A 21,526-nucleotide genomic window follows, 5' to 3' on the forward strand; every position below is an offset into this window, starting at 1 on the left:
CATTATTAATAAAAGGAGAATAGGAGGAATTCATTGTGGACATCTTCAATCGCAACAGGGAGAGAAACCCTGATGATCATTTTTCGAATTTGATGTTTGGCAGGAAAACTGAACCGGAGCAAGAGGAAGCGAAGGTTGATTACATGCAATTGATGGCGAGCGTTGAAACATTGATGGGCTTATACAGCCAATACAAACCGACCATTGATAAAATCAATCTGAGCCCATTGATCGCCAAGTTCTTGAAAAAAGAATAACAAAATTCAAGGCTGCCCTTTTACCGGACAGCCTGCCTTTAATTAACGCTGAGCATCTTGTTTGCCAAGCTCATAAGCTTCTTGCATTACGCTTTTAAAGAGCTCCATGAATGGCTCTGCCATCTCCATTGAGAATGGAATCCCGCTTGCTTCAAGCTTCGCTTTAGCCTCTGGGAAGTACTTCATGGCAATTCCCATAAATTCAAGAGTTTTATCTGAACTCATTCGCGTTTCCCCCTATCTTTTGAATATTCATCATTATTATCATAATTCCACAGAACCCTTTCGTAAAGGGCGCACATATAAAATCATGAATATCTTTTGATGTTAATTCCTATCCTTGACCATTATAGTACAAGACATATAGATTAGAGGCAAATATACAGTTTTGTCCTTTCCAAATAACAAAAATTTTCGATTTAATATTTAATTATCGCTCTCGCGTTAATCACGCTTTCCCCACTTTTTAAGTAAGTTTAATCGTTTATTATGTTTTCTTTGTAAAGCAATGCCTTCTTCTGGTTCCATTTTGCATTGCACTTCAAATATTGTTCCTTTATTGATTTTAGTTGTTGTTTGGGAAGTGAATGAACCCACACTTTCACCAAATATTAACTCGGCACATTTATTCCAATGATCATCAATACTGCTGCACAATTGGATTTCCCTATCTGAAGATGAGGTAAGCACTGCTTCCAAAGCATTAACAAAATCAGTGATGTAGAGAGCATCTCCGGTATATTCCGCAGCAATTGCCGCTTTGATATCAGACTGTCCAAGCTGATTGATTCCAGCTTCAAAGCTCATGCCTTCCGTTTGCCAAGGTCCATAAATCGTCGGTAAATATATGATTTTTGCAGAATCCATTCCACGAATCGAGCTTAATATGGACTGAAATATACTGACATCTTTTTCAATGGGCATGAAAAGAACGAAATTTGGCGTTTCATTCTTGCCATTTTTTTTGCATTTCTCAATGAAGGTCACGATTTCTCCTATTACAAAATCGATTTTGTCCATTTTCCCGCTTTGAATATCGTAACAAGATATGAACACCGTGTCCTGCTGTGAAATATCCAATAATTTAAGTTTATTTATCGGAAAGTATATATAATTTGAATTCCTGCCTATTTCAAGTTCCTTTTCTTCCATAATATATTGATTTGCTTCGGAATCAGCCCAATCGATTCCGATTACTTCTTCACCTTGGTTCAAAAAATATTGAGTCACATAGAATCCCACAAATCGATAAGTGCCAATGACAATGTTTGTTTGCATAAATACAGCCTCCTCGTATGCCATCAAGCCCACTTCACCCGGCACGTCTAGTTTTTTTAGATGCTGTATCGTATGCAAACTATTGTAAAAATATATCTCTTCTCATAAAGTCTCTTCATTCTCATTGAAAAACTTCTGTATTTGATAGGGGATTTTATAACGTTTTTCGGGCAATATATACGTCAGCTGCAAGTCTGCTTTTCTAGCCAGCTGGATTTGCCGATAAAGGGAGGCTTGCTCTTTCCGTAAGCTTCCAAAAACCTGAATCACTTTCATGGGGATATTCTCTGCGATTACTGAATCTTCAGTGTCCAGTATATGCTGTTCACATTCTGCCGGATCGAGCTCATATGCAGCAGCGATCTCGGACAGCCACTTTTTATAGAAGAACTTATTTTCCTTTTCTTTCTCCAGTTGTGCTTTCAGGGAAAAAACCGGATCGATCAATACGACGGACCGTATTTTATTGCCAAGTTCATTCATTAACTTTAAGGCAAGGAGCGCGCCTGTCCCCTCTGCCAATATATGAACCCTTTGATTGACTATTTCTTTTTTCATGAAAAGAATATATAGGTTAAGGGAAAGCTCGAGCGCTTTTGGACTGCCCCAGTTAGCTCCGTGAAAATTGGATGAAAATAGCGTGTATCCGTATTCCTTTAAATATTCCAAAATCTGCAGCCTGCCAGGATGCTGCAGCCAAAAGCTGCTGTCTTTTTCGACAAAATGACTACGGTCTCCAATTACCATTACGGAAAAACCACTGGGCCGCTCTGGATAATAGATGATATTCCATTGGTCATCAATTTGAAAAGTTCGTTGTTCCATCGTTCAAACTCCTTTAAGGAATATTACTACTACTATATTAATTTATGACGAAAAATAGAAAGGGTCAGTGGAAACGCCTAACTTCTTATCTTAAATTAACCAAGCACGGACGATTTTTGTTTTTATTTTTTCCGTATGATTTCCCTTTTGCCGTTTGAAACCAACTAGTCTGCCTGAAAAAGTTCTCTTATGATTTAATGTATTGAATTATTTAAAGGTTATTATTAAAAACACGTTTTAACTGTATATTAATTATGGTAAGATAAAAATGAATGTAGTGGAATGAGGTGAAATTCGATGCGTTATGCTTGGACAATTTTTTGGACATTCTTATTAGTGCATATGACTGTATATGTTGTTTCTTCCATGATCGGAGTTTCATACGATGCTGCGCAGGGAACTATTTTAGGATTAGCTGCTGCTATCCTGATTTGCATCATCCCGGCTATCATGCCTGCAGGGCCAGCTAAAGACTCTCATCAACATTAAGAAGCAAAAGAGGACATCCTATTTAGGATGTCCTTTTTGTTATACCGTACTTTGCTTACGAGTAAACTACATTTCAACGTTTTTATATGACGACCAATTCATTATGATCATGATCATAATCAATCGTTATTCCTTCTTTAAGCTCAACAGTCCCGGCAATGATTTTACGGGCGATTTTCGTTTCCAGATGCTTTTGGATGAATCGCTTCAGCGGCCTTGCCCCATATACCGGATCATATCCTTGGTCCGCAATGAATTCCTTAGCCGCTTCAGTGACGTTCAGGACTATATTTTGTTCAGTTAACCTTACTTGTAATTGATGAACCATTTTATCTACGATTTCAACGATTTCTTGTTTCGTCAGAGGTTTGAATAAAACGATGTCATCAACACGATTCAAAAATTCCGGACGGAAATGCCCTCTTAATTCTTTAAAGACCAGATCTTTTATTTCTTCTTCAATGCCGCCATCCACCCGGTTGGACTGCAATAAGAAATGGGATCCGATATTGGAAGTCATGATGATCACCGTATTTTTACAGTTGATTGTTCTTCCTTGGGAGTCTGTTATCCTTCCATCATCCAGCATTTGCAGCAAAATATTGAAGACTTCTGGATGCGCCTTTTCTATTTCGTCCAATAATATGACTGAGTATGGATTTCTCCTAACAGCCTCCGTAAGTTGGCCGCCTTCCTCAAACCCAACATATCCAGGAGGTGCACCAACAAGGCGGGACACGGAATGTTTCTCCATATATTCCGACATATCGATTCGGATCATATGTTCCTCACTATCGAATAACGTTTCTGCCAATGCTTTTACCAATTCGGTTTTACCGACACCCGTCGGTCCAAGAAAAATGAATGAACCGATTGGCCTGTTTGGATCTTTAATTCCAGCCCTTGCTCTTAAAACAGCATCGGATACGAGTTCCACCGCTTCTCCTTGACCGATTACGCGTTCATGCAGGATATCAGACAGGCGAAGCAGCTTTTCCCTTTCACTTTCCACCAGCTTGCTTACCGGAATCCCCGTCCACCTTGCAACAATCGAGGCAATTTCCTCCTCCGTCACTTCCTGGCGAAGCAATCGTGATTCCTGTTTTTCCTTTTCCAATTCGTCTTCCATTGCTTCCAATTCTTTTTGAAGCTGCGGAATCCTCCCATGCCGAAGTTCAGCTGCCCGATTAAGGTCATAGTCATTCTCTGCTTGTTCCAGTTCATGACGCAGTTTCTCAAGCTCTTCACGTTGATCCTGCACCTTTTGAAGCACTGATTTCTCCATTTGCCACTTGGATTTCATGCTATTCGCTTGATCCTGAAGTTCTGATAGCTCTTTTTGAAGCACTTCCAGCCTTACTCTGCTTTGATGGTCCTCCTCATTTTTCAAGGCCGCTTCCTCAATTTCAAGTTGCATGACTTTTCTCGTGATTTCATCCAACTCGGATGGCATTGAGTCGATTTCCATTCGGATCATCGCACATGCTTCATCCACAAGATCTATCGCTTTATCCGGTAAAAATCGCTCCGTTATATATCGGTTCGAAAGGACAGAGGCCGCAACGATTGCCCGATCATGTATCCTGACGCCATGGTGAATTTCAAACCGTTCCTTTAATCCCCGCAAAATTGAAATCGTATCTTCAACATCCGGTTCAGGAACCAGAACCTGTTGGAAACGGCGTTCCAGTGCCGGATCCTTTTCAATATATTGCCGATATTCATCAAGGGTCGTTGCACCGATACAATGCAGCTCACCGCGTGCAAGCATCGGCTTTAACATATTTCCGGCATCAAGTGCGCCATCCGTTCTTCCTGCACCGACAATTGTGTGCAATTCATCAATGAATAAAAGAATTTTACCGTCACTCTTCTTGATCTCATTCAACACCGCTTTTAGGCGTTCCTCAAATTCACCGCGGAATTTGGCGCCAGCGACAAGCGCACTCATATCCAGTGAAAAAACGGTCTTGTCCTTTAACCCCTCCGGCACATCCTTCCTGACGATCCTTTGTGCCAACCCCTCGACGATGGCTGTTTTACCTACTCCAGGTTCTCCTATTAAAACAGGATTATTTTTCGTTTTACGTGAAAGGATCCGGATGACGTTCCGGATTTCCGTATCTCGGCCGATTACGGGATCGACCTTTCCCGATTTAACCTCAGCAACGAGATCTCTGCCGTATTTTTTCAGTACTTCATAAGTGCTTTCAGGATTTTGACTAGTCACTCGCTGATTCCCCCTTATATCGTTTATAACCTGTTTTGCTTTACCATAATCAATACCATATGATGAAAAAAGCCTATTTACATTCGTTTTATTGACTTGCAGCGACGCAAGCAGTATATGTTCGACAGATAAGTATTCATCCTCCCACATCTGCATTTCCTTTTCGGCAGCCGTCAAAATTTGCTGCAGGGAGGCTGACATGTAAACCTGGGAAACACTCCCGCTCACTTCCGGTAATCGATCCAGTTCCTTATTTAACTCTATATCAAATAGATTCATCGGTTTACCAGATTCCGATAAAATCCTGATTAATAAACTTTCATCCTGTTCCATTAAGGTCTTTAATAAATGAAGCTCCGTCAGCTCGGGATTCCCTCTATCTTTGGCTAGTTCCTGGCCGCCAATGAACGCCTGTTGGGTTCTCTCCGTCATTTTATTAATATCCATCTTAAAACCTCCCATTCATCTATATCATGAACGAATTCCCACTCGGTTTGACCAAATTTGACCTTTATATTTTCATTATACTTCTAATTTAGCCCATGTAAAGGAAAGTTATAAAAAATGCAGGAGGTATGGATGTTAAACGAAAAAAACCTTTCTTCATATAGAAGAAAGGCAGACCCATTTGTAAAATGCATAAGGATGAAACAAAACGGATTATGCTTTAACGGCCGTTTTATTATAACCATGAAATTCATCGACGAATTGGAAATCCTTATCCGTCCGACCTGCAAGGATCGTATCTCGAAGCAGAATGCCTGCATCGGTCGTATTGTGAATGATTTCCCCCCACATTCTTGCGCTCGTTTGAACATTAGCCGTGCGCGGAATGCGTTCCTCTTGATATTCCAAAAATGCCTGTTCAATGTCATTCCCATGCTTATGAAGCATATCCGACAAATAAGCTGCATCTTCTAAAGCCTGGCAAGCGCCTTGTGCCAAGTATTGAAGCATCGGATGTGCCGCATCGCCCATAAGCGTAATTCTTCCTTTTGTCCAATTATCAATTGGTAAACGGTCATACATCGGCCAGCGGCGTTGCCTTTGAATGAATGAAATCGCATTCTGAACAAGCTCGCAAGTTCCGGCAAATACACGGTCCATTTCTTCCGGGGTTCCCCATTGATCTGTTTTTTCGTTTTCTTCCGTATATTGAGAACTTTTGAAGACCACTACTTGGTTGTATAGTTCTCCCCTTCTAACCGGATATTGAACAAGATGAAGGTCTGGCCCAATCCACATGTAAACATCATCTAAATCTCCATGGCTCGTAACCTCTTCCATCGGGATCGCTCCCCTGTATGCAACATATTGAGAGCAGACCGGCTGATCTTCCACAAAAAGTTTCCTTGCCTTGGACCATAATCCATCGGCTCCAATGACAGCAGTTCCTGAATGTTGTGACCCGTTGGCAGAGGTAACCGTCACTTCACCTTCATTTTCTACTGTCTCAATAATGGTTTGATTCGTAACCAGTTCGATATACGTGTTCTTTTCACATGCTTCAGCCAGTACTTTATGCAAATCGGAACGATGCAAAACAACATACGGAGCTCCATATCTTTCTTTATAAACATCACCTAAATCCAAAGCGGAAAGCTCTTTTCCGGTAAAAGCATCCATCAGCACCAATCTTTTTGGAAATACTGCAATTTCATTGATTTTATCCATGACGCCTAAACGCTGCAATACGTTGGTGGCATTTGCTGCAAGCTGAATCCCTGCACCAATTTCACCAAATTCGGGAGCTTGTTCAAGGACTTTTACATACTGTTTTGTTTCTGCGATTCCTAAAGCAGTTGCCAATCCGCCAATTCCCCCACCGATAACGATGAATGGTTTATTTTCTGTGTTCATCATCAATTCCCCCTATATTAGTTGCTTTTAGCCAATGTTGCAGACCACTACCACAGTAAGCGTTTTCATTCGACTGGCATTCCATATATTCATCAGGATTTAAGCTGAAGATTCCATACAGATCATTTTCAAACCAAAACAGGCTTGAATTCACTTTCAACCTTTTGGTAACCATTGTTTGCGTCTAATGCTTGTTGCTGTTCCAATTCGAATCTCTCCATTATTGGTAGGTCGTTTACCGAGAATAAGTAAGAATCCGCTTCTGCAACGTGCTCATGCCATGCCCAATTCGGAACGACGAAATAATCTCCCTTGGACCAGTCAAAACGCACTCCATTAATGACCGTATAGCCTGACCCTTGGTGCACTTGATAAATTGTGGAATGGGTATGGCGATGTGCTTTCGTATGGAAACCTTTCGGAAGTTTCTGCATCCATGCCCCCATCGTCGGATTGGCCGTTTGGCCATTTGATGGATTGATATATTCCACGGCGAAACCATCATATGGGTCCGGTTCAAAATTCATTAATCCTTCTATCGCTGCTTTGGTGCCTTTCCACTTGTAGTTGGCAAGCGGTGCCACTTGTGAATAACGGTCGGATACTGGACGAACCATACCGCCTTGATAACGGAGCTCTGAAAAATTATCCGGCCGTTTAGGCGTTTCAATCCGATCTGGATATGGTTCAAAGAAAGTGCCACCTATGGAATAGATGGTTGGGATATCAAGGGCATCCATCCAAATCATTGGTTTTTCGCCAACATGTCCATGGCCATGCCATAGGTTTTTAGGCGTAATCAAGAAATCTCCTTCTTCCATGAAGATCCTTTCTCCCTGCACGATGGAGTAGGCACCTTCACCATTCGTAATGAAACGAAGGGCACTTTGGGAGTGACGGTGGGAAGGGGCCACTTCACCTGGCAACAATAGCTGAACCGCTGCATATAGCGTTTGTGTTGTCGAAGCCCATCCCCAAGGCTGACGATAAGTGAGTCCAGGGTTCTGGAAATAAATGGCCCTGCGTTCCCCGCCTCGGTCAGGTGTGAAGATTTCAGCTGCTTCCATCAATTTTTTTGTCAAAAGCTCTTCTTTCCATAAATAAGCATGTGCATGAGGTTTAGGTTCATGGTCCATCAGAGCGGGAATGGCTTCCCACAGCGGGCCAAGGTTATACTGCTGAATATCCTTTGTAAAATCTTTTACGATTGTACTATTCATGTATTCCGATTTTTCAGCCATATTAATCCCTACTTTCTTTTTTATCTTTCCTCACTGGACTTTGGAAAGATTTCGCTTAATTTGATCATAGTGTCCTGAAATATGCTCATCGATGAAGTGATCGACTATATACGAAACCGGTTTGTTTCCGAATTTAGCGAAATTCCGGTGTGGCGATTCATTGGATAGTGTTTCTTCATCTAAATTCCCAAGACCGCTCTCCACTTTATATTTAAGCTCCTCCACTTGCCTCATGACATCATCAACAGCGAGTTTGTCTGTATCGGTAACTGCTGCCAATCGGGCTGGATCTTGCAATCCACGCCCCCATTCGGCTCCAGGCATCGCTATTACAGTTTCCACTTCACCTAACCAATAAGGAATGGCTTCAGCTAAATGGGAAAGTATCTGCATGATTGACCATTCATCCTCTCCTGGTTTAAATCGGATCGTTTCTTCCGGTAGGTTTGCCACTGTCTCAAGAATGTGGTCGATTGATTGTTGAACCGATTGGATTGATGTCCCGATTTCCTGATAAGCCATTTTATTTTCCCTCCCCGACACGTCGCACACGGTTTTCAAGATAACCTATTTTGTCGATTTCGATTTTGACAACGTCACCATCTTTTAAGAACACTTGTGGATCACGGGCTACTCCTACCCCGCCCGGTGTTCCTGTGAGTACGATGTCACCTGGTTCAAGAGTCATTAAGTTCGATAAGAATTCAACTAGATACTTCACATCGAATACGAAGTTGGATGTATTCGTTTTTTGACGTTCTTCACCATTTACCGTTAATCGGACATTTAAGCCAGATGGATCGGAAAGTTCATCGGAAGTGACTAACCAGGGCCCCATCGGAGCACTTCCTTCAACCGTTTTCCCTTGAAGCCACTCAAGTGTACGCCGTTGGATATCACGGTAAGTGACATCATTCGCAATTGTATAACCAGCAACATAATCAAGAGCATCTTCTTTTGAAACATTACGTGCCCTTTGTCCGACTACAAAAGCGAATTCCGCTTCATAATCTAGTTGTTCAGAGATTGGGAAAAACGGTATATCATCCTGGGGACCGATTACTGTATTGGCGAACTTAGCGAATACCACAGGGAATGGCGGCAGTTCACGACCCATTTCAGCAATGTGCTCACGGTAGTTATGTCCGACACAAATAATTTTGCCTGGCTTTTGGACAGGAGCCTCAAGCTTTATATTTTCAATTTCATGTACCAATTTATATCTGAAGGAATCACGATTGTTCAATGCATAGTCCGCCGCCTTTTTCGCGATGGAAAGGCTTTCATTCCCTCCCTGTAAAAACTCCTCCATTGTTGCAGGGACATACGCTTCAGCGATTTGTTCACTGCGAAGTTTCCCTTCGCTTTCAAGAAGCGCTTGATAGGCATAGTTCAAGTCAACTACTGCATTATTCGGGTAAATTGCACCAATACGTTTGAATCCTTGACTGCTGAAAGTTACTAATCTCATATTTCATTCTCCTTTATTAATCTGGATTTTTTAAAAACCTCTTTTTGATGCCACCATCCTAATTCTGCTTCACAAACCAGAATTTGAATGACTGTACACCTTATCAATTTCACTTATAGATAACATTGTTCACTATTTATATAAATAATAACTCAATTTTCGGAATATTGTCAAGAAATTATTGCAATATTTTGTGCAAATGTTATCATCTACACCATTATCAGTACTTCGGTATCAATAAAAAATGCGCTAAAGTAAGAGGAAAGTATATTGATAGCTTCAAGAAGACGGCGGTTTTTCTGCTGAATTTCATTTATATTTAACAGATTCTGATATACTAGACCTAAATTAAAACAGATTAGGGAGATTGATTTATGGAAATCGTAAAATCCGGTTCGACGATTCAATCATTACAAATAGGGATGAGCATCATAGATTTACTTGCTTCCCAAAGAACTCCTTTAAGATTCTCTGATATTCAAGAATTAACGGAAATAACGAAAAGTAACCTCTATAAGTATTTGAATACTTTGACTCAACTGGAGTTACTATATCGCGATAAAACAACTGGCATGTATCACCTTGGGAGCAAATTGATTCAATACGGAATGGCAGCGATAGGCAATGAGGATGTCACGAGCAGAATAACTCCTTATTTGCAGGAAATCAGTCACCATACTTCTTGCACGGTCCTTTTTTCCGTTTGGACATATGATGGACCAATCACGGCAAAAATATGGAATTCCAACCAAAACTTGAACATTGGGGCACAGTTAGGTACGCGACTTCCGCCATCATCCTCTTCCGGAAAGGTATTCACTGTATTTCAGGATCCTTCCTTGACGGCGGAATGGATTGAAAAAGATCGTAATGTTACAGGCTCGTTCCTTAAGGAAACAAATGAATATGATGAAATTCGGAAATACAAAATAGCTTTTGCAAAAGAGCCCCTTGTACCATCCGTTTCCTCCATGTCCATTCCGGTTTTTAATTATAATTCGGAATTATTGGGAGCGATCACTGCCGTTGGGTTCACCGAGAGCATTCCTGATCATTATGAAGATCCTTTAAGCCACTATTTAAGGAAGAGCTGTTTGGAAATCTCGAATATATTCGGTTATTCCGCTGAATAGAAAAAAAGCAGGAAAAAGGATGGCGATCATTCCTTTTTCCTGCTTTTAGATGTTTCATGGCTTCCGCTTATATGTCCATATCCGGTTATGATTGGATGTTTCAGGAAAAGAATCCCCTGCATCAAGCTTTACCATTTTCGGATTCACTACCGTGCTGCCCGTTTCACCGATTTCTACGTAGGTCCCATTATTAGGTGCCTTCTGACCTGGCTTAAATTGACGATTTTGCCCCATAGATTTCACCCCTTTACATGCTTTCCCTGTTATTATTACCAGGTTCCTTCCTTTCATGTCAGAAAAATTAGGAAAGCGGCTTGAACCAAAAAAGGCGCCTGCTCAGAGAGCGGACGCCTTTTTTGGTTAAGACATTAAGTCCACCAGGACCGCCTTTTGGGCATGCAGACGATTTCCGGCTTGGTGGAAAACGACGGAATTAGGTCCATCGATGACTTCAGCAGTTACCTCTTCCTCCCGATGTGCAGGCAGGCAATGCATGAATAAATAATCTTCTTTAGCAAGTTTTACTAGCTCACCATTGATTTGATAATCTTTAAAAGCTTCTAAGCGGATACCATTCTCGATTTCCTGCCCCATGGAGGTCCAAACATCGGAATAGACGATATCCGCATTTTTTATGGCTTCCGAAGCTGAAGTTGTCACCAAAATTTCACTGCCTGTCTCTTCTGCCACTTTTTTAGCATAGGCGACGACCTTTTCATCAGGTTTGTAGGCGTCAGGACACCCAATGGAAAAATCCATTCCCATTTTTGCACAGCCTACCATCAATGAATTGGCAACATTATTGCCATCACCGATATAACTCATCTTCAAGCCTTTTAGCTCCCCTTTTATCTCGATGATCGTCAAGAAGTCAGCAAGCACCTGACAAGGATGTGCAAGATCTGTTAACCCATTTATGACTGGGATAGAAGCATTTTCTGACAATTCCAGGATCTTTTCATGCTCGAAGGTACGAATCATGATGCCATCAATATATTCAGAAAGGACTTTTGCAGTATCGGAAATGGTTTCACCACGTCCAATTTGCAAGTCATTGCCACTTAGGAACAATGCGTGTCCGCCAAGCTGCATCATGCCTACTTCAAAAGAAACACGGGTACGGGTAGACGATTTTTCAAAGATCATCCCCAGCGTTTTCCCTTTTAAAGGCGTATATTCTTCACCGGCTTGCAATTTGCCTTTAATGGTCTGCGCCAGTTTTAACAAATCTGCAATTGCCGTTGGTGTAGACTCTTTCATGGTCAAAAAGTCTTTTCCATTTAAAATCTTCGCTTGTGTCGGTGCCGTCATTGAACTCATACGTGTGACACTCCTTTCGAATATGGTACAAGCCATTCCTGAAGCGAGGTAACCCCTGGATCAGCATTTTCTAACGATTGTAGATAGGCCTTGAACGTCTCTTCTTCCGTAAATGCAAGCAGTCGGTATTTCGCTGCAAGTAACCTTAGCTTCTTATCTTCCTCCGTTGTTCCATATGCCAAAACGACCGCCGCATTTCCTTCATTTAACCATTTATCAAAATCTGAATTCCCCAATGTTAAACCGGCTTCTTTGATTTGCACTAACAAATCTTCACTTAATTGGACTGATTCTGATTGATAAACACCTGTAGTATGTTTAGCTTTTTGAGCATGGAACACTTTTGTCAACGCTTCATTTACCGTTTCTCCGATGGCGATTCCTTCACCTGTTGATTTCATTTCCGGACCTACCTTCGAATCAAGTCCGCTTAGTGCAAATGTAGAGAATACAGGATATTTGACGACAGCATATGGAATTTCTTCCATTAAGCCCGTTTTTTCGAACGCATTTGACAATGAATATTTCCCAAGCAATATTTTTGTCGCTATTTGGACCAAGGATACATCGGTCACTTTACTGATGATTGGAATTGTCCGACTTGCACGAGGGTTCACTTCCAATACATATACACCATTTCCCTCAATCACGAATTGGATGTTCATAAGTCCTTTATAACCAAGTTCACTAACTAGTTTTTTAGCATAAAGGGTCATTTTATCTTTGATATCATCCGTTAAGGATTGAGCTGGCAATAATGCCATGCTATCCCCTGAATGGACGCCTGCTTTCTCTATATGTTCGGCAATGATGGGAATGTATACATCATTTCCATCAGCAATCAAATCGATTTCGGCTTCCTTCCCTGGGATATAGGAATCAATCAACACAGGATAGACAAGTGCCGTTCCATTAGCCATTCTATTCAACAAGCTTTCCTTGGAGCGGATGATTTCCATTCCCTGGCCGCCAATTACATAGGATGGGCGTAAGAGCACTGGAAAGCCGATTGCCTCTGCACGGGCAATTAATTGTTCTTCACCATTAGCCATTGAACCCGGTACATGGGGGATATCCAGCTTTTGAAGAAGCTGATAAAAACGATCGCGATCTTCTAATTGATCAAGAGTATCGAAGGAAGTCCCCAACAAATTTACACCGTATTCTTCAAGGCCTTTTGCCAGGTTTATCGCAGTCTGCCCGCCAAATTGGACGATAACATCTTTTATATCTTCCGCTTCTATTACATTAAGAACATATTCAAGAGTTAACGGTTCGAAATAAAGGCGATCTGCCGTCGCAAAATCCGTGCTTACCGTTTCCGGATTATTATTGATCATGATCGTTTCAACATTTTCATCCTGAAGTGCATAAACACCGTGAACCGAACAGTAATCAAATTCTATTCCCTGTCCGATGCGGATCGGACCGCTGCCAATCATCAAGACTTTCTTTTTATCAGTTTTTTTCTGTTCGTTCTCACCAAAATATGTTGAATAGTGATAGTTCGTATGTGATTCGAACTCTGCTGCACATGTATCAACCGTTTTGTAGACAGCCGTAATGCCTAGTGTTTTGCGGTATGCTCTCACTTCCATCTCGCTTACTTTCCATACGGAAGCAAGATAGCGGTCGGAAAAGCCCTTTTCCTTGTATATCTGCAGCTCTTCCTTTGTTACCTGATCGATTGCCTTAGCTTCAATCTCCATTTCGTAACGGATCAATGACGCAAAGGATTTAAGGAAGAAATAATCTATGGCTGTCGCTTCATGGATTTCTTCAATCGTCACACCTTTTCTAAGCATTTCAAAAATGACAAATATTCGTTCATCAGATTTTTCGGCAAGCTTTCCCCAAAGTTCAGGAACCGTTTTATTTTTCAGTGATGATAGCTGCAGTCCAATCGTTTTTAATTCCAAAGAATCGACGGCCTTTTGGACTCCCCCTTCAAAGCTGCGGTGTAAAGCCATCACTTCACCAGTCGCCTTCATCTGTGTTCCCAATTTGCGGTTGGCGGTCGTGAATTTATCGAATGGCCACCTCGGGAACTTCACCGCAACGTAGTCAAGAGCAGGTTCGAAGCTTGAATATGTGCTTTTCGTTACAGGATTGATGAGCTCCGATAAATTATAGCCGACAGCGAGCTTTGCGGCTATGCGTGCTATGGGATAACCTGTTGCTTTGGAAGCCAATGCCGATGAACGGCTGACGCGCGGGTTCACTTCTATTAAATAATATTGCTTGCTATACGGATCAAGTGCAAATTGAATGTTACAGCCGCCTATGATACCTAAAGCAGAAATGATTTTAATGGATGCGGCACGAAGCATCTGAAACTCATCGTCCGATAAAGTCTGTGATGGTGCCACGACGATCGAATCACCTGTATGGATCCCTACCGGATCGATATTTTCCATATTACAGATGGTGATGCACGTATTGTTGCCATCTCGCATAACCTCATATTCGACTTCCTTATAACCAGCTATGCTTCTTTCAATCAAGCATTGTGTAATCGGGCTTTCTTGAAGTCCACCCCGTACAAGTTCCTTAAAGCTGTCCAGTGAATCGGCAATCCCACCGCCAGTTCCGCCGAGTGTATAAGCGGGACGAACGATGATGGGGAAACCGATTTTGTCCGCAAAGGCCAACGCTTCTTCAAGTGTATGGACAATCGTACTGTCGGGAACGGGTTCACCTATTTCAAACATCAATTCACGGAACAGTTCACGATCCTCCCCTTTTTTGATGGAGTCGATCGGAGTTCCCAATAATTTGACTTTATATTTTTCAAGTACTCCAGCATCATCCAATTGATAAGCAAGATTCAATCCTGTTTGACCGCCTAATGTAGCGAGCAGGCCATCCGGCTTTTCTTTGGAAATGATCTTTTCCAGTACATCGACTGTTAATGGTTCGAAATAGACAGCATCCGCATTCATATCATCAGTCATGATCGTTGCAGGATTGTTGTTGACCAGTATGACTTTATATCCTTCTTCCTTTAAAGCAAGGCAGGCCTGTGTACCTGCATAATCGAATTCGGCAGCCTGCCCGATGACAATCGGCCCCGAACCAATCACTAAAATGGTCTGTATCGTGTTGTCCTTAGGCATAAGCTTTTTCTCTCCCGCTATAATCATTTATCATTTGTAAAAAGTCGTTGAATAGTAATGAACTCTCGATAGGCCCTGGATTTGCCTCTGGGTGGTACTGGGTAGTGAAGATTGGCAAGTCTTCATGCATGAGCCCCTCAACCGTGTTATCATTCACGTTTCTGAATCTCACTTGCAGCGATGTTCCTTGAAGGCTCGGTTCATCAACCTCATAACTATGATTCTGCGAACTCATATACACCTTTTTCGTTTTCAAATCGACCACGGGCTGATTCGCACCGCGATGTCCAAACAGCATTTTTTTTGTATTTCCACCTAAGGCAAGGGCCGTTAATTGATGACCCAGGCAGATGCCCATCGTTGGAAAATTCGTAATGATCTTTTTAATGTTTCCTAAGAGGTATTCAAGCTGTTTTGGATCCCCAGGCCCATTTGAAAGCAAAATACCATCTGGCTTCAAGTCCTTGATTTGTTCGAATTCAGTATCGAATGGTACGACAGAGACTCGGCAGCCTTGCTCGACCAATGAATCCAATATGGATTTTTTATAGCCGAAATCCATCATTACCACGTGCTTGTCGCCTTCCCCAAAGCTCTCTACAACCTTTGTGGATACCTCAGCAACGTGGGCTGATAAACCATTCAGGCCAGGCACTACATTGTATTTTTCTTCCGCCGTGATGACTGCCTGCATGGAACCTTCCTGTCTTATATTCTTAACGACCGCTCTTGTGTCAACATGGCTTAAAAGAGGAATGTTCCACTTGTCTAAATATTCACCAAGTGAATATTCAGCTTGATAATGGGAATGGCTCATATTTCCTTCATATACAATCACACCGGCAACATGCGGCTTCTTACTTTCAAAATCATGTTCATTGATTCCATAATTTCCGATCAGTGGGTATGTGAAGATGACAATCTGGTCCTTATATGAAGGATCTGTCAACACTTCTTGATATCCGGTCATTCCTGTGAAAAAGACAATCTCTCCAGTGATTGTTTTTTCAGTCGATTTAGTCAGCAGTTCCCCTTCAAAGACGGAACCATTCTCTAAATATAGATAGCTTTTCATGATCTTCACCTCTTTAGATGATGTATATTTATATATATAATAGCATAATTATTCATTTTATTCTATAAAAATTCATTGAATTTAGACAGTTTGCTTTATTGCCAATACTTTTTTAATTTTACTTATCGCCCTATCGATCTCCGATTCGGTAACTGTCAGGGATGGGAGTAAACGAAGTACTTTAGGACCTGCACTCAATACAAGTAAGCCCTCTTCTTGCAGTTCCATTAAAAACACCTGAACATCTTGTTTACATTCAATTCCGACCATCATTCCCAGACCGCGAATCTCTTTCACTTCTTCTATGTCCTTCAATGCTTTTGCCAATTCGCTCTCAAGGTATTCAGCCTTTTTAACGGTTTCCTCTAAAAACCCTGATTGGAAAATTTCCTTTAACACGGCTTCGGCTGCTGAGACACTAACGGGATTACCTCCAAAAGTGGATCCATGACTTCCAGGATTAAAGAACTCGGACAGCTCTTCCTTCCCAATCATCGCCCCGATTGGTAGGCCATTTCCCAGCCCCTTTGCTGAAGTGATGATGTCCGGTTGGATATTGAAATGCTGGAATGCAAATGGTTTCCCTGTACGTCCTATCCCAGTCTGAATTTCATCTATGATAAGGAGAGCTCCGTGTTCTTGGCATTTAGTTTGAATCGCATCCAGATATGATTGCTCTACAACATGGATGCCGCCTTCTCCTTGAACTATTTCAATCATTACAGCTGCCGTATTTTCATCTATGGCTGCTGTCATTGCATCATTATCATTAAATGGAACATATTCGAACGAAGCTAGCATCGGTCCGAAACCAGTCTTGATTTTATCCTGCCCCGTTGCAGCCATCGTTGCAAACGTACGGCCGTGGAAAGACTGCTGACATGTGACAATTTTGCTTTTCCCGGTAGCTTTACGTGCTAGTTTGATAGCTGCCTCATTCGCCTCAGCACCGCTGTTGGCAAAGAACACCTGACTTAAACCAGAGGCATCAGCCAGCATTTTTGCTGTCCGTTCCTGTATGGAACTTTGAAACATGTTCGATACATGCCAATATTTATTAAGCTGTTCCGTGACCGCCAATTTCACCTTTTCATGACAATGTCCAAGATTCAAAACCCCGATTCCGGATGTGAAATCCAGATACTCTTTACCTGTTGCACTCGTAATCTTCAATCCTGACGCTGTGTCAGGCTCAATGTTCCACCTTGCATAGGTTGGAAATAAAGAACTCATTGAAATACCCCTTCCTCCTGAAGAAATTTCGTACCGATAAATTGTCCGCCTTGATAAAAATGATCTTTCCCACTAACGATCATCACTTCTTCAATCCCTTTATTCAGCACCGACAACGCTGTATTGACTTTCGGGATCATTCCCCCATGGATACTTCCATCCATGATCATATTCTTCGTTTCCGTTTCATTCAATTCCTCAATGATCTGCCCATTCTTCAAGACCCCTTTAACATCGGTCACAAATAAACACATATCGGCCGATAGTGCCTTCGCTACTGACCCGGCAGCCATATCCGCATTCACATTTAATTTAGTGCCTTCTACGGTAGTTGAAATGGGCGTCAATACCGGACAATAACCTTTTTCGAATAAAAGTCCGAATAATTCCGTATTGACTTGTTGTATTTCACCAACAGCTCCAAGTTTCTGTTCATCGATATAATCACCTGTAAGAATCCCGCCATCAGAGCCATTTAAACCGACTGACTTGATGCCATGAGCTTCCAATTTATGAACGAGGCTTCGGTTTGATTTGCCTGCCAGCATAAGTTCCACAATTTCCAACACTTCAGTGGTCGTTTTTCTTAACCCATCTTCAAATACAGGTTCAATTTCAAATTTTTCAAGCATTGAATTTATATCAGGGCCGCCTCCATGCACAAAGACAATATGGTAGCCGCGGTTTTGTAACTCTTTAACACTATTGAAAAACGAGTCCGATAACTCATTAATGATGCTGCCGCCGCACTTTATGACTAATATGTCCATTCTTTTCACCTCTACGAACGATAGCTTCCGTTTATTTTCACATAATCATAGGTTAAATCGCAGCCCCATGCCGTTCCTGATTCATTACCATCTTTCAAATATACATGAATGATGATACTCTCATTTTCTAAGTATGCTTTGGCATCTTCCTCAGAAAACATTATTGGCTCACCATCTTTAAGTACGACGATGTCACCAAAAACGATCGTTGTTTGATCCGGATTGAATACCACTCCGCTTCTTCCCATCGCAGCAATTATTCTTCCCCAGTTTGCATCCGCTCCAAAAGCTGCCGTTTTCACAAGATTTGACCCAACGATCGTTTTCGCCATCATCTGTGAATCTTGCTTCGTATTCATGCCATGAACATTCACTTCTATCAGTTTTGTGGCACCTTCTCCATCCTTCGCAATTTGTTTGGCGAGATTTTCCGAAGTTTGCTTTAATAATTCCAGGAAGATGGACCATTCCGGATGGTCAGGCGTCAAAGGTTCATTGTCCGCTTCTCCATTCGCGAGCACCAACACCATGTCGTTCGTTGAACAGTCGCCATCAACCGTGATTTGATTGAATGTATCATTTGTAATGGAGGATAGTGCTTGCTGTAAATCATCCGGTTCAATTACAGCGTCCGTCGTAATGAAACCGAGCATTGTGGCCATGTTTGGATGAATCATTCCCGAGCCCTTTGCAGCACCGCCCATTTTCACGGTTTTACCGTCAATGATTGTTTCATAACCACAGCTCTTCGTTACAATATCCGTTGTTAAGATGGCTGTACCAAAAGCTTCAGCGGCTTCAGGTGTATTTTCTGGCTGCAATGACTCTATGCCTTTTCTTACTTTTTCCATTTCCATGAATTCCCCTATGACACCCGTTGAAGCAACTGCAAATGAATGGTCCTCCAAACCGAACTTTTGAGCCGCAAGCTCCCTCATTTCCTTTGCATCTTTTAAACCCTGTTCACCTGTACAAGCATTCGCACAAGCACTATTCACTACAATGCCGTGTAGTTTTCCAGTAACGGCAATGCTGTCTTTCGTTACATTGATTGGGGCTGCTTGAACTATATTTTGTGTATAAACCGCCGCGGCTGATGCTGGGACATCGGTAAAAATGATGCCAACGTCCTTTTTAGAATAGCGTAATCCTGCATGGACACCTGATGCTTGGAACCCTTGGGGCATTAAAATGTTTCCTTCTTGAATTTGTTTGATTTCTTCAACTGGCTGTAGTGTATTCATTGTTTCCCTCCAAAGTTTACGGATATAGCGGACTGTTCCATAGTCCTGCCGTTTCTTCTAGTCCCATTAATATATTTGCATTTTGAATGGCCTGCCCTGCAGCACCCTTCACTAAATTATCAATAACTGAAACCACCGTTACCTTACCTGTCCTTTCATCATAATCGACGCCAATGTCGCAAAAGTTCGATCCATATACCTGTTTCGTGGATGGAAAGCGATCAAGGGGCTGTACCCGGACAAATGGGTGGTTCTCGTATACGGTTTCGTATAAATCCTTTAATTCAACATTTGAGGTTTCCCGATTTACCTTTATATACATCGTTGCCATAATCCCTCTTGTCATTGGAACAAGATGTGTATTAAAGGTAATAGGCTGTAAACCTGATGACCATCGCCCAAGCTGTTGTTCGATTTCCGGTATGTGTTGATGTTGATTTACCTTATAGATCTTAAAGTTCTCATTCATTTCACAATAATGGGTGACTGCCGAAGGTGATTTACCCGCCCCTGAAACCCCGGATTTTGCATCGATGATCACATCGGCAGCTGCTCCGGCCAATCCTTCAGTGAATAAAGGGGCAAGACCTAATAGTGAAGCGGTTGGGTAGCACCCAGGATTTGCAATAATCGTTGCTTTTTTTATTGCTTCGGCATTCCATTCAGCCAATCCGTATACGGCCTCTTCAATAATATGCTGAGGCGCCGCCGGCTTTTTATACCAGTGCTCGTATTCACCTGGAGTTTGAAGCCTGAGGTCTCCTGATAGGTCGATCACTTTAATGTCAAGGTCAGAAAATTCCGAAATCAATTGCGAGGAAACACCAGAAGGAGTTGCAAGAAATACAATATCGGATTTTTTTGCAATCGCTTCCGGATCAATTTCTTCTAATGTATCTTTCATATGCATTAAATGTGCATTTTCTTCATATAAACTTCGACCAAATTGGGATGAAGTATGCAATGATTTTATTTTAAATTGCGGATGATTATTCAAAAATCTTATTAGTTCAATTCCTCCATAACCCGTTGCACCTACTATTGATACGTTCATAAAACCATCTCCTATAATTTCAGGTCCCTGTCATTCTTTGATTCTATTATTATAAGACTGAATAAAAATAAAATCAAATGTATTTTTATAAAATTTAAAACATAAATTTTAAATGAAAAATTATCCAACAAAAATCCTAGAATTATCCAAAATTGTTGACTACTAGGGTTTTTTTCGTTTAAATCAAAGGTAGTAATTGAGTAATGACGGTATCTGAAAGGTGGTCATATGCATGAATGAATTATCGTTATCTAATCGGATGCATGCAATTTTAGATAATAAACAACAAGTTAAACATATGGAAAAAGGGCGCTACCTTTTTCAGGAGAGCACCCCAGCAAGTGATTTGTATTACATTATAAAAGGGAAGGTGGAAGTGAGTAAGGTTGTTCCCGACGGTCGGGAATTAACTATACGCATTAGTTCGGAGAATGATTTGGTTGGGGAAACAGTCTTATTTTCTCAAAATCCTAAATATATGATGAATGCAAAAATGATGGAAGATGGAACTGTTGCGGCTATTTCCAAAGAAGCATTAGAAGAAAAAATCGCCTCCGATAGCCAACTTGCAGTCGAGATGATGACATGGTTATCCGCTCAAAACCGTAAAAATCAGGCTAAATTCCGCGATATGCTCCTGCACGGTAAGAAAGGTGCATTTTACTCCACCCTCATCCGTTTATCAAATAGCTATGGCACTGAAGCAGAAGACGGTAAAGTTATCAATCTTCCCTTTACAAACCAAGAACTCGCCAATTTTTGCGGCACATCCCGCGAGGTGGTCAATCGAATGCTCGCTCAATTAAGGAAAAACAATGTCATCTCCATTAAAAAGGGACGCATTACGATTCTTGACTTTGACTATTTGAAACAGGAAATCGACTGTGAAAACTGTCCAATAGAAATCTGTACCATCGATTAAATTCCTCC

20 protein-coding genes are annotated in these 21,526 nt (G+C 41.5%); 4 read left to right on the forward strand and 16 right to left on the reverse strand.

Features of this window, described 5'->3' with window-relative positions; translation table 11 throughout:
• Positions 1-35 precede the first annotated feature (35 nt).
• Complete coding sequence (locus J7E52_RS03345) at positions 36-257, forward strand: hypothetical protein (protein WP_214743693.1); 222 nt, start codon at positions 36-38, stop codon at positions 255-257.
• A gap of 42 nt (positions 258-299) precedes the next feature.
• On the opposite strand, the gene J7E52_RS03350 is transcribed toward J7E52_RS03345, so the two are convergent.
• From J7E52_RS03350 to J7E52_RS03360, 3 genes are all read right to left on the reverse strand, one after another.
• Complete coding sequence (locus tag J7E52_RS03350) at positions 300-482, reverse strand: ComZ family protein (RefSeq protein WP_034314525.1); 183 nt, start codon at positions 480-482, stop codon at positions 300-302.
• A gap of 219 nt (positions 483-701) precedes the next feature.
• A complete protein-coding gene (locus tag J7E52_RS03355; protein ID WP_214743694.1) occupies positions 702-1,535 on the reverse strand; it encodes a Rossmann-fold NAD(P)-binding domain-containing protein in 834 nt (277 codons plus the stop codon).
• A gap of 102 nt (positions 1,536-1,637) precedes the next feature.
• Positions 1,638-2,360, reverse strand: a complete 723-nt coding sequence (locus J7E52_RS03360) for an alpha/beta fold hydrolase (RefSeq protein WP_214743695.1) — start codon at positions 2,358-2,360, stop codon at positions 1,638-1,640.
• Positions 2,361-2,657: 297 nt separating this feature from the next.
• Between J7E52_RS03360 and J7E52_RS03365 the strand changes: the two genes are divergently transcribed.
• Positions 2,658-2,849, forward strand: a complete 192-nt coding sequence (locus J7E52_RS03365) for a YjzD family protein (protein ID WP_048686917.1) — start codon at positions 2,658-2,660, stop codon at positions 2,847-2,849.
• A gap of 82 nt (positions 2,850-2,931) precedes the next feature.
• Here J7E52_RS03365 and clpB read toward each other — a convergent pair whose 3' ends face one another.
• The 5 genes from clpB to J7E52_RS03390 all read right to left on the reverse strand — a co-directional run bounded on the left by clpB (position 2,932) and on the right by J7E52_RS03390 (position 9,651).
• Positions 2,932-5,526 (reverse strand): ATP-dependent chaperone ClpB, encoded by a 2,595-nt coding sequence (gene clpB / locus J7E52_RS03370; RefSeq protein ID WP_214743696.1) that lies wholly within the window; start codon positions 5,524-5,526, stop codon positions 2,932-2,934.
• 213 nt (positions 5,527-5,739) lie between these two features.
• Positions 5,740-6,942, reverse strand: coding sequence for an FAD-dependent monooxygenase (locus J7E52_RS03375; protein WP_286197408.1), 1,203 nt, complete (start codon positions 6,940-6,942; stop codon positions 5,740-5,742).
• A 125-nt stretch (positions 6,943-7,067) separates the two neighbouring features.
• Complete coding sequence (locus J7E52_RS03380; RefSeq protein WP_214743697.1) at positions 7,068-8,180, reverse strand: cupin domain-containing protein; 1,113 nt, start codon at positions 8,178-8,180, stop codon at positions 7,068-7,070.
• 30 nt (positions 8,181-8,210) lie between these two features.
• Positions 8,211-8,702: a DinB family protein gene (locus J7E52_RS03385; RefSeq protein ID WP_214743698.1), complete on the reverse strand. Its 492-nt coding sequence runs from the start codon at positions 8,700-8,702 to the stop codon at positions 8,211-8,213.
• 1 nt (position 8,703) lies between these two features.
• Positions 8,704-9,651, reverse strand: coding sequence for a fumarylacetoacetate hydrolase family protein (locus tag J7E52_RS03390; RefSeq protein ID WP_214743699.1), 948 nt, complete (start codon positions 9,649-9,651; stop codon positions 8,704-8,706).
• 374 nt (positions 9,652-10,025) lie between these two features.
• Here J7E52_RS03390 and J7E52_RS03395 point away from each other — a divergent pair, with 374 nt between their 5' ends.
• The gene (locus tag J7E52_RS03395) at positions 10,026-10,784 is read left to right on the forward strand and encodes an IclR family transcriptional regulator (RefSeq protein WP_214743700.1); all 759 of its coding nucleotides are present in this window, start codon (positions 10,026-10,028) and stop codon (positions 10,782-10,784) included.
• A 54-nt stretch (positions 10,785-10,838) separates the two neighbouring features.
• On the opposite strand, the gene J7E52_RS03400 is transcribed toward J7E52_RS03395, so the two are convergent.
• The 8 genes from J7E52_RS03400 to argC all read right to left on the reverse strand — a co-directional run bounded on the left by J7E52_RS03400 (position 10,839) and on the right by argC (position 20,596).
• The gene (locus tag J7E52_RS03400; RefSeq protein ID WP_034314546.1) at positions 10,839-11,018 is read right to left on the reverse strand and encodes a YjzC family protein; all 180 of its coding nucleotides are present in this window, start codon (positions 11,016-11,018) and stop codon (positions 10,839-10,841) included.
• Between the two features lie 126 nt (positions 11,019-11,144).
• On the reverse strand, positions 11,145-12,104 hold the full coding sequence (gene argF / locus J7E52_RS03405) for an ornithine carbamoyltransferase (protein WP_214743701.1): 960 nt from the start codon (positions 12,102-12,104) through the stop codon (positions 11,145-11,147).
• Positions 12,101-15,220, reverse strand: a complete 3,120-nt coding sequence (locus tag J7E52_RS03410; protein ID WP_214743702.1) for a carbamoyl-phosphate synthase (glutamine-hydrolyzing) large subunit — start codon at positions 15,218-15,220, stop codon at positions 12,101-12,103. Before J7E52_RS03410 ends, argF begins: the two co-directional genes overlap by 4 nt.
• Positions 15,213-16,295: a carbamoyl phosphate synthase small subunit gene (locus J7E52_RS03415; RefSeq protein ID WP_214743703.1), complete on the reverse strand. Its 1,083-nt coding sequence runs from the start codon at positions 16,293-16,295 to the stop codon at positions 15,213-15,215. Before J7E52_RS03415 ends, J7E52_RS03410 begins: the two co-directional genes overlap by 8 nt.
• Before the next feature lie 81 nt (positions 16,296-16,376).
• Positions 16,377-17,528, reverse strand: a complete 1,152-nt coding sequence (locus J7E52_RS03420) for an acetylornithine transaminase (protein ID WP_214743704.1) — start codon at positions 17,526-17,528, stop codon at positions 16,377-16,379.
• Positions 17,525-18,298, reverse strand: coding sequence for an acetylglutamate kinase (gene argB, locus J7E52_RS03425; RefSeq protein WP_214743705.1), 774 nt, complete (start codon positions 18,296-18,298; stop codon positions 17,525-17,527). The genes J7E52_RS03420 and argB overlap by 4 nt, the downstream gene beginning before the upstream one ends.
• A gap of 11 nt (positions 18,299-18,309) precedes the next feature.
• Positions 18,310-19,542, reverse strand: coding sequence for a bifunctional ornithine acetyltransferase/N-acetylglutamate synthase (gene argJ, locus J7E52_RS03430; RefSeq protein ID WP_214743706.1), 1,233 nt, complete (start codon positions 19,540-19,542; stop codon positions 18,310-18,312).
• Between the two features lie 16 nt (positions 19,543-19,558).
• The gene (gene argC / locus J7E52_RS03435) at positions 19,559-20,596 is read right to left on the reverse strand and encodes an N-acetyl-gamma-glutamyl-phosphate reductase (RefSeq protein ID WP_214743707.1); all 1,038 of its coding nucleotides are present in this window, start codon (positions 20,594-20,596) and stop codon (positions 19,559-19,561) included.
• Positions 20,597-20,828: 232 nt separating this feature from the next.
• Between argC and J7E52_RS03440 the strand changes: the two genes are divergently transcribed.
• On the forward strand, positions 20,829-21,518 hold the full coding sequence (locus tag J7E52_RS03440; RefSeq protein ID WP_214743708.1) for a Crp/Fnr family transcriptional regulator: 690 nt from the start codon (positions 20,829-20,831) through the stop codon (positions 21,516-21,518).
• The last annotated feature ends 8 nt before the right edge of the window (positions 21,519-21,526 follow it).

The organism is Bacillus sp. ISL-34, assembly GCF_018613325.1.
Taxonomy (GTDB): domain Bacteria; phylum Bacillota; class Bacilli; order Bacillales; family DSM-1321; genus Peribacillus.